The organism is Pseudomonas sp. 32_A, from assembly GCF_017490905.1.
Taxonomy (GTDB): domain Bacteria; phylum Pseudomonadota; class Gammaproteobacteria; order Pseudomonadales; family Pseudomonadaceae; genus Aquipseudomonas; species Aquipseudomonas inefficax.
Map to the genome: position 1 here is coordinate 19,792 of NZ_JAFGYI010000028.1, position 14,570 is coordinate 34,361.

Genomic DNA, 14,570 nt, shown 5'->3' on the forward strand with positions numbered 1-14,570 from the left:
TCGCAGCCCTTTCGCGACACAAGGCCGCTCCCACAAAAGAGAGTGCATTTCTGCGAGGCCGTATAGCGTCTTCCCTTTGGATCCATTCCCATTCGCAAAAACCCCGTGCGTTTCGCCTAAGCTTGAGTACAATCGTCAGCTTTTTCCGGGCCTCCCGTCCCGTCGCTGGAACTCCCAATGCTGACCGGTAGCTACTCCTCTTCGCTGGTGTTGATTTCGCTGTGCGTGGCAATCCTGGCGTCCTATACCGCCCTTGACCTGACCGGCCGCATCGCCACGGCCAAAGGCCGGGCTGCCTGCCTGTGGATGGGGGGTGGCGCGCTGGCCATGGGCATCGGCGTGTGGTCGATGCACTTCATCGGCATGCTCGCCTTCAGCCTGCCCATCGAACTGGGCTATGACCTTGCCCTGACCGCGTTCTCGTTGCTGATTGCCGTGTTGTCCTCGGGCTTTGCCTTGTGGCTGGTCAGCCAGCCGAGCCTGCCGTGGCAGCAGCTGGCATTTGGCGCGCTGATCATGGGCGCCGGCATCGCCTGCATGCACTACACCGGCATGGCCGCGCTGCGCATGCTGCCGGGCATCGACTATGACCCGACGCTGTTCGGTGCTTCGCTGCTGATTGCCGTGGGCGCCTCGGCAGCGGCCTTGTGGATCGCCTTCCGTCTGCGCGCGCATACCCCCTATGTGCGGCAGATTCGCGGCCTGGCGGCGGTGGTGATGGGTTTTGCGATCGTCGGCATGCACTACACCGGCATGGCCGCGGCGAACTTCCCCGAAGGCAGCTTCTGTGGTGCCCTGGCAGGGGGCGGCCTGCAAGGCGACGGCCTGGTCTACCTGGTGTTGATCACCACCCTGGCGGTATTGGCGGTGGCTCTGCTCACCTCGGTGCTGGACGCCCGCCTGGAGGCGCGCACCGCCGAGCTGGCCCGCTCGCTGACCCTGGCCAACCAGGAACTGACCCAACTGGCCCTGCACGATACCCTCACCGACCTGCCCAACCGTACCCTGCTGGCCGACCGCATCGAGCAGGCCATCGCCAAGGTAGCGGAGCAGGGCGGCTGCTTTGCCCTGATGTTCATCGACCTGGACGGCTTCAAGCCAGTCAACGATGCCTTTGGCCACCACGTCGGCGACTTGCTGCTCAAGGCCGTGGCGGCGCGTTTGCGCGGGCACCTGCACAGCCAGGACACCCTGGCGCGCATCGGCGGCGACGAGTTCGTGCTGCTGGTGCAGTTGCGCGAGCCGAACGATGCCATGGATGTGGCGGTCAAGCAGGTCAACCTGGTGTCACGGCCGTTCCGCGTGGCCGAGCATGATCTGCAACTGACGGCGAGCCTGGGCATCGTCCTGTATCCGGGCAATGGCCTGGACCAGCACGAGCTGCTGCGCAATGCCGACGCTGCCATGTACCACGCCAAGAGCGCCGGCAAGAATGGCTACAGCTTCTTCGACGCGTCGATGAACAGCAACGCCCGCCAGCAATTGCAGTTACTGCAGGACCTGCGCCAGGCCCTGGAGCAGCGCCAGTTCCGCCTGCACTACCAGCCCAAGTTCGACGCCCAGAATTGCCAACCGATCGGTGCCGAGGCGTTGTTGCGCTGGGAGCACCCGCAGCAGGGCCTGTTGCTGCCCGACCGTTTCATCGGCCTGGCAGAAAAGACCGGCCTGATCATTCCCATTGGCGAATGGGTGCTCATCGAGGCCTGCCGGCAGATGCGCCAGTGGCTGGATCAAGGGCATCACGGCTGGCGCATGGCGGTGAACCTGTCGGCCATCCAGTTCTGCCATGCCGGGTTGGTCGAGAGCGTGGCCCGGGCCCTGCAGCAGAACAGCCTGCCGGCCAACTGCCTGACCCTGGAAATTACCGAAACCACCGCCATGCACGACGCCGATGCCAGCCTGACGGTGCTGCAGCGGTTGTCCGACATGGGGGTGGACCTGTCCATCGATGACTTTGGCACCGGTTATTCCAGCCTGATGTACCTCAAGCGCCTGCCGGCCAACGAACTGAAGATCGACCGCGGTTTCGTCCGCGACCTGGAGCAGGATAGCGACGATGCGGCGATCGTTTCGGCAATCGTGGCGCTGGGTCAGGCGCTGGGCCTGCGCATCGTCGCCGAAGGGGTGGAGACCGACCGGCAGCAGGACTTCCTGACCCGCCTGGGCTGCGATTCGCTGCAAGGCTACCTGCTGGGCCAGCCGGTGCCGGCCGAGCAGTTCATGGGCAAGTTGCAGGCCATGCGCCAGGAAAGTACCGCAGCGGGCTAGACCGCGTCGCGCAGGGTGAAGGCGGGCATGAAAGTATCCATCTCCGCCTCGACGGCCTCGATGATGCGCTCTACGTCGGCGGCGGCCATGATTGCCGAGCAGGGGATGCCGGCAATCGCCAGCAGGGTTTCGCCGGTGGCGCGGTCGAACAGCCGCGCGACCATGCTGCGTGGCGCATCCATGCTGGCTTCGAAGCCCAGCGGGTGGAAATGCCAGCGCATCACCTGGCAGGCGTTGGGGAACGTCATCTTGTTCATGCCAGCCTCCTTGTCCGTACCTGGACGTGGTGAGCGGGTGGCCACATCGATGCGGCCGCCGGGAAGGTAACCATAGCACCTGTCACGGAGTATTCTCGGCTGCAAATACGACAAATGTGCTAATGCATGACAGCGGTCACATCCTTTGCAGGTTGGTATTTTGGGGACTGGCTACCTGGCAAACGTTTTCCTCGGTCGATAGCTGCATGCAGCCCGATGAAATGAACCGCTGTACTCGACATTCGATCCCCTCTCTTTTCGGACGAGCGGTCGAAGCGGTTCACGCTGCCTTACCAGTCAACGGGGCTTAAAGTGAATCTCGACGCAAGCCCAGAGCGGCTCTTTCAACATCGGTCGGGCCGTTAACCAGAATTCTAACGAAACCAACCGGTGTTACAGGTAAAAACGTGCTTGTTCTTATTGCGGCCAGAGCAGTTGTAGCTACTGGAGGAGCAAGGGCAATCAGCGCGGCGGCTGTCACCACTTCCTGGACCGGTTCTGGTAGCCTGTTCCATTGGTCTTTTATTACTCTCAGAGCGTTATTCACAGGTCTCAAATGATTTGCCACATCACTAGCTAGCCACTGTGTCAAGCCGACGGTGACTTCCCTAAGTTCATTCGGCTCTATTTCCAGCATGGTATCTGTGTTCAAAGAGCCTCTTCTGGAGGGTGGCGGTGTTTCGGGGGAAAGCCAGCGATTCAACCTTGATACGTTTCGTCTTAGCCACTGACGCAGTCGTCCACTGGGATCGTGGTGATTGATTGGGTCGTTCTGGCAATAGGTATAGGCGTTTATTCCGCCGTCAGAAAATGGCGACAGTGTATCCGCTCGAATGAAACGCTTGAGCACAGGTGAATAGAACCGATGCCCATTGCCCAAGGGGTAGCATCCGCTGAGCTTGTCCAGGTGCTGACCAGCAAGGCCAAGTTCGGATATTTGGGCATTCGTTTCTCGAAAACCATAAGGTGTATATCTATATTTCGCGGGCGTCGTCGAGAGGCCCAACACAGTCGTCGCTAAATCACATTGCAGCAGTTGAAATGCGGCAAGGTTGGAGCCACTTTCACCTAAGACCAACCCATGTGCACGCAGGTAATGTTTCGATGTGGTACCTGTTTCGTTGCAAAGCGTGTCTTTCATATAGAAAAAATTATGGGTACGCATGGTAGGACGGCCCTATGCGAGTACTTGGATTTTGTAACTCGCAAGAATGTAGTTCGGTTATCTCTTAGGGTCTACTGGTAGAAATATCAGTGTTCGGGGCGGGTAGGTAAACGCTCCGGTCTCAGCCGAGAAGTCCTGCTGCAATATTGATAGTGAACCCCAGGATCGCCGTATTGAATACGAACCCCACCAGCGAATGCGCCAGCACCACCCGCCGTAGGCCCCGCCCAGCGACGCCCACGTCGGAGGTTTGTACCGCCACGCTGATGGTGAACGAGAAATAGTGGAAGTCCCAGTAATCGGGGTTGCGTTCGCCATCGGCGAAGCGCAGCGGCGGTTCGTGGTTTTGTCCGGTATAGAACAGCCGCGCGTAGTGCAGGCTGAAAATGCAGCCGATTAATAGCCAGGAGCCGGCCACGGTCAGGCCGGTGTAGAGGTAGTGCACGACCAGCGCCGTGCCTTGCAGGCCACGGCTGGACACCAGTTGCAGGGTGACGGCGGCGAGGCTGGCGATGGCGGCGATGCACACGGTGAGCAGGACCAGGCCGGCGTTTTCGTCTTCGACGCGGGCGACCTTGCGTACCTTTTCCGCATTGGCGCTCAAGGTCAGGTAGAGCACCAGCAGCAGGTACAGCCATACGCCAAGATTCCAGCCGGCGAGGATGTGCTGCACGCTGTCGCTGGCGGGGATCAGCCAGGCGCCGAGCAGGCCGACCACAGTGGCGATGCTCAGGCGCGGGTGGGTGTGGGTCAGGCGGTGGAAAGCCATGGGGCCTCGTTTTCGGGGGTATGGCTACCACTCTAGCCGGTCATTACAGAGATGATGGACATGCTCGGGTCCATTGTGGGAGCGGGCGAGCCCGCGAAGCAGCCACCGCGGTGGCTGGCAAGTACCCTGTGGGAGCGGCTTTAGCCGCGAACACCGGCGCAGCCGGTGCCATGCACCGCGTTGGATTCTTCGCGGCTAAAGCCGCTCCCACAGGGTATGCGGTGTGCTCACTGATTCTTTGCCGCCGCCCATCGCGCGGCATTGCAACTCTCAGTACACTGCACGCTCCAACACCAACATCCGTTGAACTCGAGGTTACTGCATGACGCTCAGTCCTTTGGCAGGCAAGCCGGCTCCGGCCAGCGTGCTGGTCGATATTCCCCGACTGCTCACCGCCTACTACACCGGCCGCCCCGACGCTGCCGTGGCGGCCCAGCGGGTGGCCTTCGGCACCTCGGGGCACCGTGGCACTTCGCTTGAATTGAGCTTCAACGAGTACCACGTCCTGGCCATTACCCAGGCCATCTGCCTGTATCGCCAGGAGAAGGGCATCGATGGCCCGCTGTTCATCGGCGCCGACACCCACGCACTGTCGGCACCGGCTACCGCCAGCGCCCTGGAAGTGCTGGCTGCCAATGGCGTGCAGGTAATGCTGTCCAAGGACGACGAATACACGCCAACACCAGCGGTTTCCCATGCCATCCTCTGCCATAACCGTGGCCGCGAGCAGGGCCTGGCCGACGGCATCGTCATCACCCCGTCGCACAACCCGCCGCAAAGCGGTGGCTTCAAGTACAACCCGCCCAATGGCGGCCCGGCCGACAGCGACGTGACCAAGTGGATCGAGGCCAAGGCCAACGAACTGCTGGCTGCTGACCTGGCGGGCGTCAAGCGCATGGACCATGCCCAGGCGCTGCAGGCATCCACCACCCAGCGTCACGACTACGTGAGCAACTACGTGGCCGACCTGGAAAACGTCATCGACTTCGACGTCATCCGCGCTGCCAAGCTGCGCCTGGGCGTCGACCCGCTGGGCGGGGCAGGGGTGCGCTACTGGTCGGCGATTGCCGAGCATTACCAGCTGGACCTGGAAGTGGTGAACACCGAGGTCGACCCGACCTTCCGCTTCATGACCGTCGACTGGGACGGCCAGATCCGCATGGACCCTTCCTCGCCCTATGCCATGCAGGGCCTGATCGGCCTGCGCGAACGCTTTGACGTGGCCTTCGCCTGCGACCCGGACCACGATCGCCATGGCATCGTCACCCCCGATGGCCTGCTGCAGCCGAACAACTACCTGGCCGTGGCCATCGACTACCTGTACCGCCACCGCCCGCAATGGCGCAGCGATGCCGCCGTCGGCAAGACCGTGGTGTCCAGCGGCCTGATCGACCGCGTCACCCAGCGCCTGGGCCGTGAACTGTACGAAGTACCGGTGGGCTTCAAGTTCTTCGCCCAGGGCCTGTTCGACGGCACGCTGGGCTTTGGTGGCGAGGAAAGTGCGGGGGCTTCGTTCCTGCGCCGCGATGGCTCGGTCTGGGCCACCGACAAGGACGGGCTGATCCCGGCCTTGCTGGCTGCCGAGATGACCGCCCGCACCGGGCGCAACCCGAGCCAGGCCTACGCCGACCTGACCGAGGCGCTGGGCAAGCCGTTCGCCACCCGTGTCGAAGCCAAGGCCGATGCCCGGCAGAAGGCTTTGCTGAGCAAGCTGGCGCCGGAGCAGGTGAAGTCGACCGAGCTGGCGGGTGAGCCGATCGTGCAGATCCTCAGCCATGCACCGGGCAACGGCCAGGCGATCGGCGGGCTGAAGGTGATGACCGCCAATGGCTGGTTCGCCGCGCGCCCTTCGGGCACCGAGGATATCTACAAGATCTACGCCGAAAGCTTCATCGACGAGGCGCACCTGCAGCGCCTGGTGCAGGAAGCGCAGGTGCTGGTGGATGCGGCGATTGCCTGACAGGTAACAAACCGCTTGGTTCTGCGGCGTGGTGTAAATTAGAATTAATCTTATTTACACCACCGCAGGGCCTTTCCCATGATCGACGCCGCGCCGCCACCGGAGCATAGCCTGCCTGCCCTGTACCGGGCCCATCGCGGCTGGCTGGAAACCTGGCTGCGGCGGCGCATGGGCAATGCCTGGGATGCCGCCGACCTCAGCCAGGATACCTTCCTGCGTATCCTGGCCAGCGCGCAGCCGCTGGCAGAAATTCGCGAACCGCGTGCCTACCTGCTGACCGTGGGCAAGCGCCTGCTGAGCAACTTTCACCAGCGGCGCAGCCTGGAACAAGCCTACCTCGATGCACTGGCGCAGTTGCCCGAGCAGCATGTGCCCTCGCCAGAGCAGCGTTGGCTGCTGCTGGAAACCCTGCAAGCCCTCGACGAGTTGCTCGACGGCCTCAAGGCACCGGTACGCAAGGCCTTTCTCTGGAGCCAGCTGGAGGGCCTGGGCTATGCCGAGATCGGCAAGCGCCTGGGCGTTTGCGAGCGCTCGGTCAAACGCTACATGGCGCAGGCCTACGAGCATTGCCTGCTGGCCGAACTGTAATGACCACCCATTCCCCCGAAATCCGCGAGGCACTGCGGGCCGCCGCCCGCTGGCTGGCGCTGGTGGACTCTGGCGCTGCCAGCGCGAGTGACCTGCAGCGCCTGGAACAATGGCGTACCAGCAGCACCTTGCACGAACACGCCTGGCAAAAGGCACTGCTGTTGCGCCAGCGCTTTTCCGCACTACCCGGCGCAGTGGCCATGGCCACCCTGGACCGCCCGGATGCCGGCCGCCGGGCGCTGCTCAAGCAGGCCCTGGGCGTGGCGGCATTGTTGCCGGCGGCCTGGCTGGCAAGCCGCGAGCTGCCGTTGGAAGCCTGGACTGCCGACATGCATACGGCGGTCGGGGAGCGCCGACAAGTGCCGCTGAGCGATGGCACATTCGTGCAGTTGAACAGCGACAGTGCGGTGGATATCGACCTGGGTGCCCGTCGCCTGACATTGCTGCGTGGCGAAGTGGCGGTCAGGTTGCCCGGCAACCTGAGCCTGACGTTGCAGGTGCCGTATGGCCAGGTCGCGCTGGATGCCGGTGAGGTGTGCCTGCGCCTGGTCGATCAGGCTTGCCGGGTATCGGTGCTCAAGGGCACGGCCAACCTGCAGCCGCGGCAAGGCCCGGCGCTGCTGCTGCAGGCCGGGCAGCAGGCCAGCCTGCAAGTGGCTGGGGTTGGCCCTGTCACCGGCCTGGACGCATGGCTGCTGGGCTGGCGCGAAGGGGTACTGCGGCTGGAGGATCGCCCCTTGGGCGAGCTGCTGCACGAGCTGCGCAGGTACCGCCCCGGCGTGCTGCGCTGGGCGCCCGAACTGGAGGCCCTGCGCGTGACCGGTACGTTCCGCCTCGATGACACCGACCGGGTGCTGGCCTTGCTCGCCGCCAGCCTGCCGTTGCAGGTGCACACACGCACGCGTTACTGGGTGAGCCTGGCCGCGCGAGAAAATCGTGCATGAGGCTGTCCCCTTTTCTCCACTCACCGGTCATTACCGGTAGGAGCAAACAAAGGGGAGCCCTGTTCAATGCCAGTTGTCATGTCCTGCCGCCTGCGCCCACTGGTGCGTGCGGCACATCCGTTGTTCGCCATGAGCCTGCTGTTGTGTGCACCGGCCTGGGCCGACGAACCCGCCCGGCGCAGCTATCAGGTGCCCGCCACAAGCCTGGGTGCGGCACTCACCCAGTTTGCCGACCAGGCCGGGGTCAGCCTGTCGCTGGACCCGGCGCTGGTCAACGGCCGGCAGAGCAATGGCCTGTCCGGCAGCTACAGTGTCGGCGAAGGCTTCACCCAGTTGCTGCGCGGCAGCGGCTTGCAGTTGTTGCCGGTGGGCGAGGGCGCTTTCACGTTGATGCCGGCCCCCCAGGCGAGTGGTGCGCTGGAAATCGCCCCGACCAGCATTGTCGGTGGCCTGGCCGCAGGCAACGAAACGCAACCTTATGCCGGTGGCCAGGTGGCACGTCAGGGTTCACAGGGCCTGCTGGGCACGCGTGACTTCATGGAAACCCCGTTCAGCATCACCAGCTACACCAGCGAACTGGTGAAGAACCAGCAGGCGCGGACCTTGGGCGAACTGATCGCCAGCGACCCCTCGGTGCGCGCCACCAACCCGGCGGGTGGGCGCTTCGAGCAGTTCACCATTCGCGGCTTCAGCCTGTTCAACAGCGATGTGGCCTACAACGGCCTGTACGGCATCCTGCCGACCTACTCGATCGACATGGAAATGGCCGACCGGGTCGACATCATCAAAGGCCCCAGCCAGTTGATCAACGGCATCTCGCCGCGAGGCAGTGTCGGCGGCGGCATCAATGTGCAGCCCAAGCGGGCCGGTGACCAGCCGCTAACCGAGTTTACCGGTAGCTATGCCTCTGCTGGCCAGGCAGGCGGCGCGGTGGACGTTGGCCGGCGCTTTGGCGAAGGCCAGCAGTTCGGCGTGCGCTTCAACGGCGTGAAACAGGCGGGCGACACCGAATGGGATCACCAGCGTGTCGAGCGCGAAATGGCGGTGCTGGGCCTGGATTTTCGTGGCGAGCGCCTGCGGCTTTCGGCAGACCTGGGCCATACCGAGCGCGACACCGATGCACCGCAGGAGCGGGTGCTGGTTGGTGCCAATGCCAAGGTGCCGGATGCCAGCGACGTGCGCCACAACTACGCCCAGGCCTGGAGCAAGGCGCGTACCAACGACACCTTCGGCGCGCTGCATGCCGAGTACGATATCAGCGAGTCGCTGCTGGCATATGGCGCGGTCGGTGCGCGCAAGAGCAACCATGACTTCCTGCGCCACAACGTGTCCATCAGCAACGATGCCGGCGACTTCACCGTGCAGCCGCGCGACTTCACCCGGGATGAAACCGTGCGTACCGCCATGGCCGGCGTGCGCAACTGGTTCCATACCGGGCCGGTCAGCCACGAGCTTAACCTGGCCGCCAGCTACTTCTACATGGACTTCACCAACGGCGGCGCCCGCTATGCCTCGGCGCCCAGCAACCTCTACCATCCGATAGCCACGCCGATACCTGGCACGCCAACCCGCATGGACCCCGAGGTGTACACGGAAAACCGCTTTTCCGGCGTGGCCGTGGCCGACACCCTGGGTTTCTTCGACGACCGCCTGTTGCTGACCCTGGGGGCGCGCTGGCAGCGGGTGCAGGTGGATGACTGGAGCGACGGTATCAAGGGCGATACCGCCTACGATGAAGAGAAGGTGTCGCCTTCGGGCGGCGTGCTGCTCAAGGTCAGCGACCAGCTGTCGTTGTATGCCAACTACATGGAGGGCCTGAGCCAGGGCAAGATCGCGCCGTCGACATCGGTCAACGAAGACCAGATCTTCCCGCCGTTCACCAGCCGCCAGGTCGAGGTGGGGGCCAAGTACGACCTGGGTCAGGTTGCCTTCACTGCCAGTGCCTTCCGCATCCGCCAGCCCGCCTACGAAACCAACCCCACATCGCGGGTGTTCGGCCTCAATGGCAAGCGCGACAACCGCGGTATCGAACTGAGCGTGTTCGGCGAACCCGTGCAAGGCGTGCGCGTGCTGGGCGGGGTGATGTACATCGACAGTGAACTGACCGACACCATCGGTGGTGCCTACGATGGCAACCGCGCGCCGGCCACGCCCGAGTACAACGTCAACCTCGGCGCGGAATGGGACGTGCCTGGAGTGAACGGCCTGACCCTGACGGCGCGAGGCATCCACTCGAGCTCGCAGTACCTGGACCAGAACAACAGCAAGCAGATCGACGGTTGGGAGCGTTACGATGTGGGGGCGCGTTATGCGTTCAAAGTGGATGCCACCCAGGTTACCTTGCGTGCCAGTGTCGAGAACGTGCTGGACGACCGCTACTGGAGTTCGGCCGGGGCCTCGGATGACAGCGAGCCGGGGCTGACGCTGTCTACGCCGCGTACCTACCTGCTGTCGGCCACAGTGGGTTTCTAGCCCATTTTAAAAGTTGGCGCGTTCCCTGTAGGAGCCGCCTTGTGTCGCGAAAGGGCTGCAAAGCAGCCCCAGCAATTTCAACTGCTGCGCATCAATCCTGGGGCCGCGTTGCGGCCCTTTCGCGACACAAGGCCGCTGCTACAGGGTGCCCTGTTCATGCAACTTACCGGGTCAGACCGAATCAGGCACCACGGCGATCACGTCGATTTCCATCAGCCACTCGGCCTGGGCCAACCCGGCCACCACCAGCCCGGTGGAAATCGGGAACACCCCCTTGAGCCACTTGCCTACCTCCTTGTACACCGGCTCGCGGAAACGCGGGTCGGTGATGTAGGTGGTGGTCTTGACGATGTGCGACAGGTCCGAGCCGGCCTCTTCGAGCAGTTGCTTGACGTTCTTCATCGCCTGCTCGGCCTGCGCCCGTGGGTCACCCAGGCCCACCAGGTTGCCTTCGAAGTCAGTACCGACCTGGCCGCGCACGTAGATGGTGTTGCCGGCGCGCACCGCCTGGCACAGGTCGTTGTCCAGGGTCTGGTTAGGGTAGGTGACCTTGGTGTTGAACATGCGGATGCGAGTATGGGTAGGCATCAGTGGGCTCCGAGGGTGCTGACGTTGCTGATCTTGGGTTGCTGCTGCTCATCCGCTGCGCGTTGTTCGCGGTCGCGGTAGGCGGTATAGGTGCGTTGCGTGGCGATATGGCCGGCGACGTGCTTGGCGTCGTGCCACACGCCCCAGATGAACGACGAGCCACGGCGCGACAGCCACGGCAGGCCAAGGAAGTACACACCCGGCTCGCGGGCTACACCGCGTTGGTGCTGGGGCTTGCCGTTGGCGTCGAAGGTGTCTACCTGCAGCCAGCTGAAGTCGACACCGTAACCGGTAGCCCAGATGATGCTGGTGACGCCGGCCTTGGCCAGGTCCAGTTGCTGTAGCGGGTTGCGCATGCACTCAGGGTCGGCCAGGCGCTTGCGGGCTTCGGGCTCTTCCGGCAGGTCCAGGCCGTTGCGTTCGATGTAGGCATCGGCGGCATCCAGCAGGGCCAGGTAGTTGTCATCGCCGCGGTTGATGTTCTCGACCAGGTTGTCCTGGAAGCGCGCCACGCCGTTCTCGAACGACTGGGTCAGGCCGACCAGGGTCATGCCCTGGTGGGCGAGGGCGCGGAAGTCCACGGTGTGGCCGCCACGGGCGCCACTGACGGCAATGGTCACGTGCTCGCGGCCAGGCTTGGCGATTTCCGCATCCCACTCACCCAGCACGCCCAGCCACCAGCAGAAGTCGCGGTTGCGGTAAGCGCGAGGCGGGCGATCGTGGGCGCCGACCGAGAGGTACACCTGACGCCCGGCACGCATCAGTTCTTCGGCGATCTGCACCCCGGAGGAGCCGGCACCGACCACCAGTACAGCGCCTTCTGGCAACTGCTCGGGGTTGTAATAGGCGGCAGAGTGGATCTGGTGCAGGTTGCTGTCTTTCGGCGCGATGGCCGGGATCACCGGCTTCTGGAACGGGCCGGTGGCGGCGACCACGCGGTTGGCGCGAATCACGCCTTCATTGGTTTCGATGGTGAAACCGGGGCGGTCGCTGTTGCGCAGCACTTTCTTCACTTCGATGCCGGTGCGTACGGGCAGGTTGTACTTGCGTACGTACTGCTCGAAGTAGTCGGCCACCTGGTCCTTGCCGGCGAAGGCGTCGGCGTCGAGGTCGAATTCCAGCCCCGGGAAGCGGTCGTGCCAGGCCGGGCCGTTGGCCACCAGCGAGTCCCAGCGGCCGGTGCGCCAGGCCTCGGCGATACGCTTGCGCTCCAGCACCAGGTGCGGCACGCCAAGCTTGCTCAGGTGTTCGCTCATGGCCACGCCGGCCTGGCCGGCGCCGACGACGAGGGTGTCGATTTCGAGGTTGTTCAGTGTCATGTCCGAGCCCTTGTTCAGGCGGTTTTTGTCAGGTCGGTTTGGAGGACCGCCGTTGCCTGGGGCCAGACTAGGGATGCCGTGGAAATGGCGAAAATAGTATTTAGCTGGGGCTTGCCGATAAAACGGCGAAGGCCTTGATTCCTGCCGCCTGCAGCGGTTCCCGCAGCAGCTTTTCCGGGTTTTTTCCGAACGTTTCGTGGTCATAGTTTTTTCCTCTGCAAACCCTCGGAAAAAGGTCGTTTCGCCTGCCGCAAGGTCATCCCAGAATGCCGTGTATCGCACAGCACAACAGGAACCATGACATGACTTTTTCCATCATCGGTCGTTGCCAGGAAACCGGCCAGGTCGGTATCGCCATCAGCTCTTCGAGCATCGCCGTGGGCGCCCGCTGCCCGTGGGTGCGGGCCGGTGTGGGCGCGGTCGCCACCCAGAACATCACTCTGCCTGCACTGGGCCCGCAGATTCTCGATGCCCTGGAACAGGGCCAGTTGCCGCCTGCCGCTGCGCTGGACCGGGTGCTGAGCGCCAATGGCTGGAACGAGTACCGCCAGGTCACGGTGATCGACAGCCGTGGCCAGGTGGCGCTGTTCACCGGCAAGGAAGCCTTGGGCACGCACTGCGCCCTCGCCGGTGAGCAATGCGCGGCGGCAGGCAACCTGTTGGCTTCGACCCAGGTGATCGAGGCGATGGTGCAGGCCTTTGAGCAAGCCGGCGGGCATCTGGCCGACCGCCTGCTGGCCGCCATGCACGCGGCGATGGCCGCAGGCGGCGAGGCCGGGCCGGTGCATTCGGCGGCGTTGAAGATCGCCGGCGAGCTGACCTGGCCGCTAGTGGACCTGCGTGTGGACTGGGCCGAGGCTGACCCGATCGCTGTACTCGACGGCCTGTGGCAGGCGTATCGGCCGCAGATGCAGGATTACGTTACCCGCGCCCTCAACCCGACTGCCGCGCCAAGCTACGGGGTGCCGGGCGATGAGTGAATCTGCCAGTCGCGCGCTGCTGGCCAGGCTGATCGGCTTTGCCACGGTCAGCCGGGATTCCAACCTCGAACTGATCAGCTTCATCCGCGACTACCTGGCCGAGCTGGGGGTGGAAAGCGAACTGTTCCATAACCCGGAAGGCACCAAGGCCAACCTGTTCGCCACCATCGGCCCGCAGGGCGTTGGCGGCGTGGTGCTGTCCGGGCATACCGATGTGGTGCCGGTGGACGGCCAGGCCTGGACAGTCGAGCCGTTTGCCCTGAGTGAACGCGACGGGCGCCTGTATGGCCGTGGCACGGCTGACATGAAGGGCTTCATCGCATCGGTGCTGGCGACTGTGCCCGCGTTCCTCGCCCAGCCGTTGCGCATGCCGGTGCACCTGGCGTTCTCCTATGACGAGGAAGTCGGCTGCCTGGGGGTGCGCTCGATGCTGGCCGCGCTGGAGCAGCGTGCACACAAGCCACGGCTGTGCCTGATTGGGGAACCTACCGAACTCAAGCCGGTGCTGGGGCACAAGGGCAAGCTGGCGATGCGTTGCCAGGTGCATGGCGCGGCCTGCCACTCGGCGTACGCGCCGTATGGGGTGAATGCCATCGAGTATGCGGCGAAGCTGATCGGCAAGCTGGGTGATATCGGTGATGCCCTGGCGTTGCCGGAGCATCACGACGCGCGCTTCGACCCACCGTTCTCCACTGTGCAGACCGGTGTGATCAAGGGGGGCAGTGCGCTGAACATCGTGCCGGCGGAATGCGAATTCGATTTCGAAGTGCGGGCCTTGCCGGGGTTCGAGGCGCAGGCAGTGGCCGATCAGTTGCAGACCTATGCCGAGGCCGAATTGCTGCCGCGCATGCGCAAGGTCAATGCGGCCAGCGCCATTCGCCTGCAGCCGTTGAGTGCGTATCCGGGGCTGGCCACGCCAGCGGATAGCGAGGCGGCTCGCCTGGTGGCGTTGCTCAGTGGTTCGGATGAGTTCGGTACGGTGGCGTTTGGTACCGAAGGAGGGCTGTTCGACCAGGCGGGCATCCCGACTGTGGTGTGCGGGCCTGGGAGCATGGACCAGGGGCACAAGCCGGATGAGTTCGTCAGTGTCGAGCAGTTGCGGGGGTGTGATGCCATGTTGCTGAGGCTGGTGGATTACCTCAGGCAGGGTTGATTGCGCTGGCCTCTTCGCGGGTAAACCCGCTCCCACAGGATCTCGTCAGTCTCAAGGGCTGTGCAGTACCTGTGGGAGCGGGTTCACCCGCGAATGGGCCGCAGCGC

At 64.0% G+C, this 14,570-nt stretch carries 12 protein-coding genes; 7 read left to right on the plus strand and 5 right to left on the minus strand.

What is annotated here, in order from left to right:
• Positions 1-177 precede the first annotated feature (177 nt).
• A complete protein-coding gene (locus J5M58_RS17420; protein ID WP_207878880.1) occupies positions 178-2,268 on the plus strand; it encodes a bifunctional diguanylate cyclase/phosphodiesterase in 2,091 nt (696 codons plus the stop codon).
• On the opposite strand, the gene J5M58_RS17425 is transcribed toward J5M58_RS17420, so the two are convergent.
• The 3 genes from J5M58_RS17425 to J5M58_RS17435 form a co-directional block, all read right to left on the minus strand.
• Positions 2,265-2,525 carry a DUF1652 domain-containing protein gene (locus tag J5M58_RS17425; RefSeq protein ID WP_013972974.1) on the minus strand — a complete coding sequence of 87 codons (261 nt, stop codon included), beginning with the start codon at positions 2,523-2,525 and terminating at the stop codon, positions 2,265-2,267. The genes J5M58_RS17420 and J5M58_RS17425 overlap by 4 nt on opposite strands.
• A 307-nt stretch (positions 2,526-2,832) precedes the next feature.
• The gene (locus J5M58_RS17430; RefSeq protein WP_243432390.1) at positions 2,833-3,690 is read right to left on the minus strand and encodes an RHS repeat-associated core domain-containing protein; all 858 of its coding nucleotides are present in this window, start codon (positions 3,688-3,690) and stop codon (positions 2,833-2,835) included.
• Positions 3,691-3,811: 121 nt separating this feature from the next.
• The gene (locus J5M58_RS17435; protein WP_013972973.1) at positions 3,812-4,459 is read right to left on the minus strand and encodes a DUF1345 domain-containing protein; all 648 of its coding nucleotides are present in this window, start codon (positions 4,457-4,459) and stop codon (positions 3,812-3,814) included.
• A gap of 322 nt (positions 4,460-4,781) precedes the next feature.
• Here J5M58_RS17435 and pgm point away from each other — a divergent pair, with 322 nt between their 5' ends.
• From pgm to J5M58_RS17455, 4 genes are all read left to right on the plus strand, one after another.
• Positions 4,782-6,419 (plus strand): phosphoglucomutase (alpha-D-glucose-1,6-bisphosphate-dependent), encoded by a 1,638-nt coding sequence (gene pgm, locus J5M58_RS17440; RefSeq protein WP_013972972.1) that lies wholly within the window; start codon positions 4,782-4,784, stop codon positions 6,417-6,419.
• 78 nt (positions 6,420-6,497) lie between these two features.
• On the plus strand, positions 6,498-7,007 hold the full coding sequence (locus J5M58_RS17445; RefSeq protein ID WP_112252576.1) for a sigma-70 family RNA polymerase sigma factor: 510 nt from the start codon (positions 6,498-6,500) through the stop codon (positions 7,005-7,007).
• Positions 7,007-7,951: a FecR domain-containing protein gene (locus tag J5M58_RS17450; protein WP_112252575.1), complete on the plus strand. Its 945-nt coding sequence runs from the start codon at positions 7,007-7,009 to the stop codon at positions 7,949-7,951. Before J5M58_RS17445 ends, J5M58_RS17450 begins: the two co-directional genes overlap by 1 nt.
• Positions 7,952-8,017: 66 nt before the next feature.
• Entirely contained in the window at positions 8,018-10,423 is a 2,406-nt protein-coding gene (locus J5M58_RS17455; RefSeq protein ID WP_207878882.1) for a TonB-dependent receptor, read from the plus strand.
• 171 nt (positions 10,424-10,594) lie between these two features.
• Here J5M58_RS17455 and J5M58_RS17460 read toward each other — a convergent pair whose 3' ends face one another.
• Together J5M58_RS17460 and J5M58_RS17465 are read right to left on the minus strand one after the other, a co-directional pair.
• Positions 10,595-11,011, minus strand: a complete 417-nt coding sequence (locus J5M58_RS17460; RefSeq protein ID WP_025338851.1) for a RidA family protein — start codon at positions 11,009-11,011, stop codon at positions 10,595-10,597.
• Complete coding sequence (locus tag J5M58_RS17465) at positions 11,011-12,330, minus strand: NAD(P)/FAD-dependent oxidoreductase (protein WP_112252572.1); 1,320 nt, start codon at positions 12,328-12,330, stop codon at positions 11,011-11,013. The genes J5M58_RS17460 and J5M58_RS17465 overlap by 1 nt, the downstream gene beginning before the upstream one ends.
• A gap of 302 nt (positions 12,331-12,632) precedes the next feature.
• Here J5M58_RS17465 and J5M58_RS17470 point away from each other — a divergent pair, with 302 nt between their 5' ends.
• Together J5M58_RS17470 and argE are read left to right on the plus strand one after the other, a co-directional pair.
• Entirely contained in the window at positions 12,633-13,310 is a 678-nt protein-coding gene (locus tag J5M58_RS17470; protein WP_207878884.1) for a DUF1028 domain-containing protein, read from the plus strand.
• The gene (gene argE, locus J5M58_RS17475) at positions 13,303-14,463 is read left to right on the plus strand and encodes an acetylornithine deacetylase (RefSeq protein WP_207878886.1); all 1,161 of its coding nucleotides are present in this window, start codon (positions 13,303-13,305) and stop codon (positions 14,461-14,463) included. Before J5M58_RS17470 ends, argE begins: the two co-directional genes overlap by 8 nt.
• Positions 14,464-14,570: the final 107 nt, after the last annotated feature.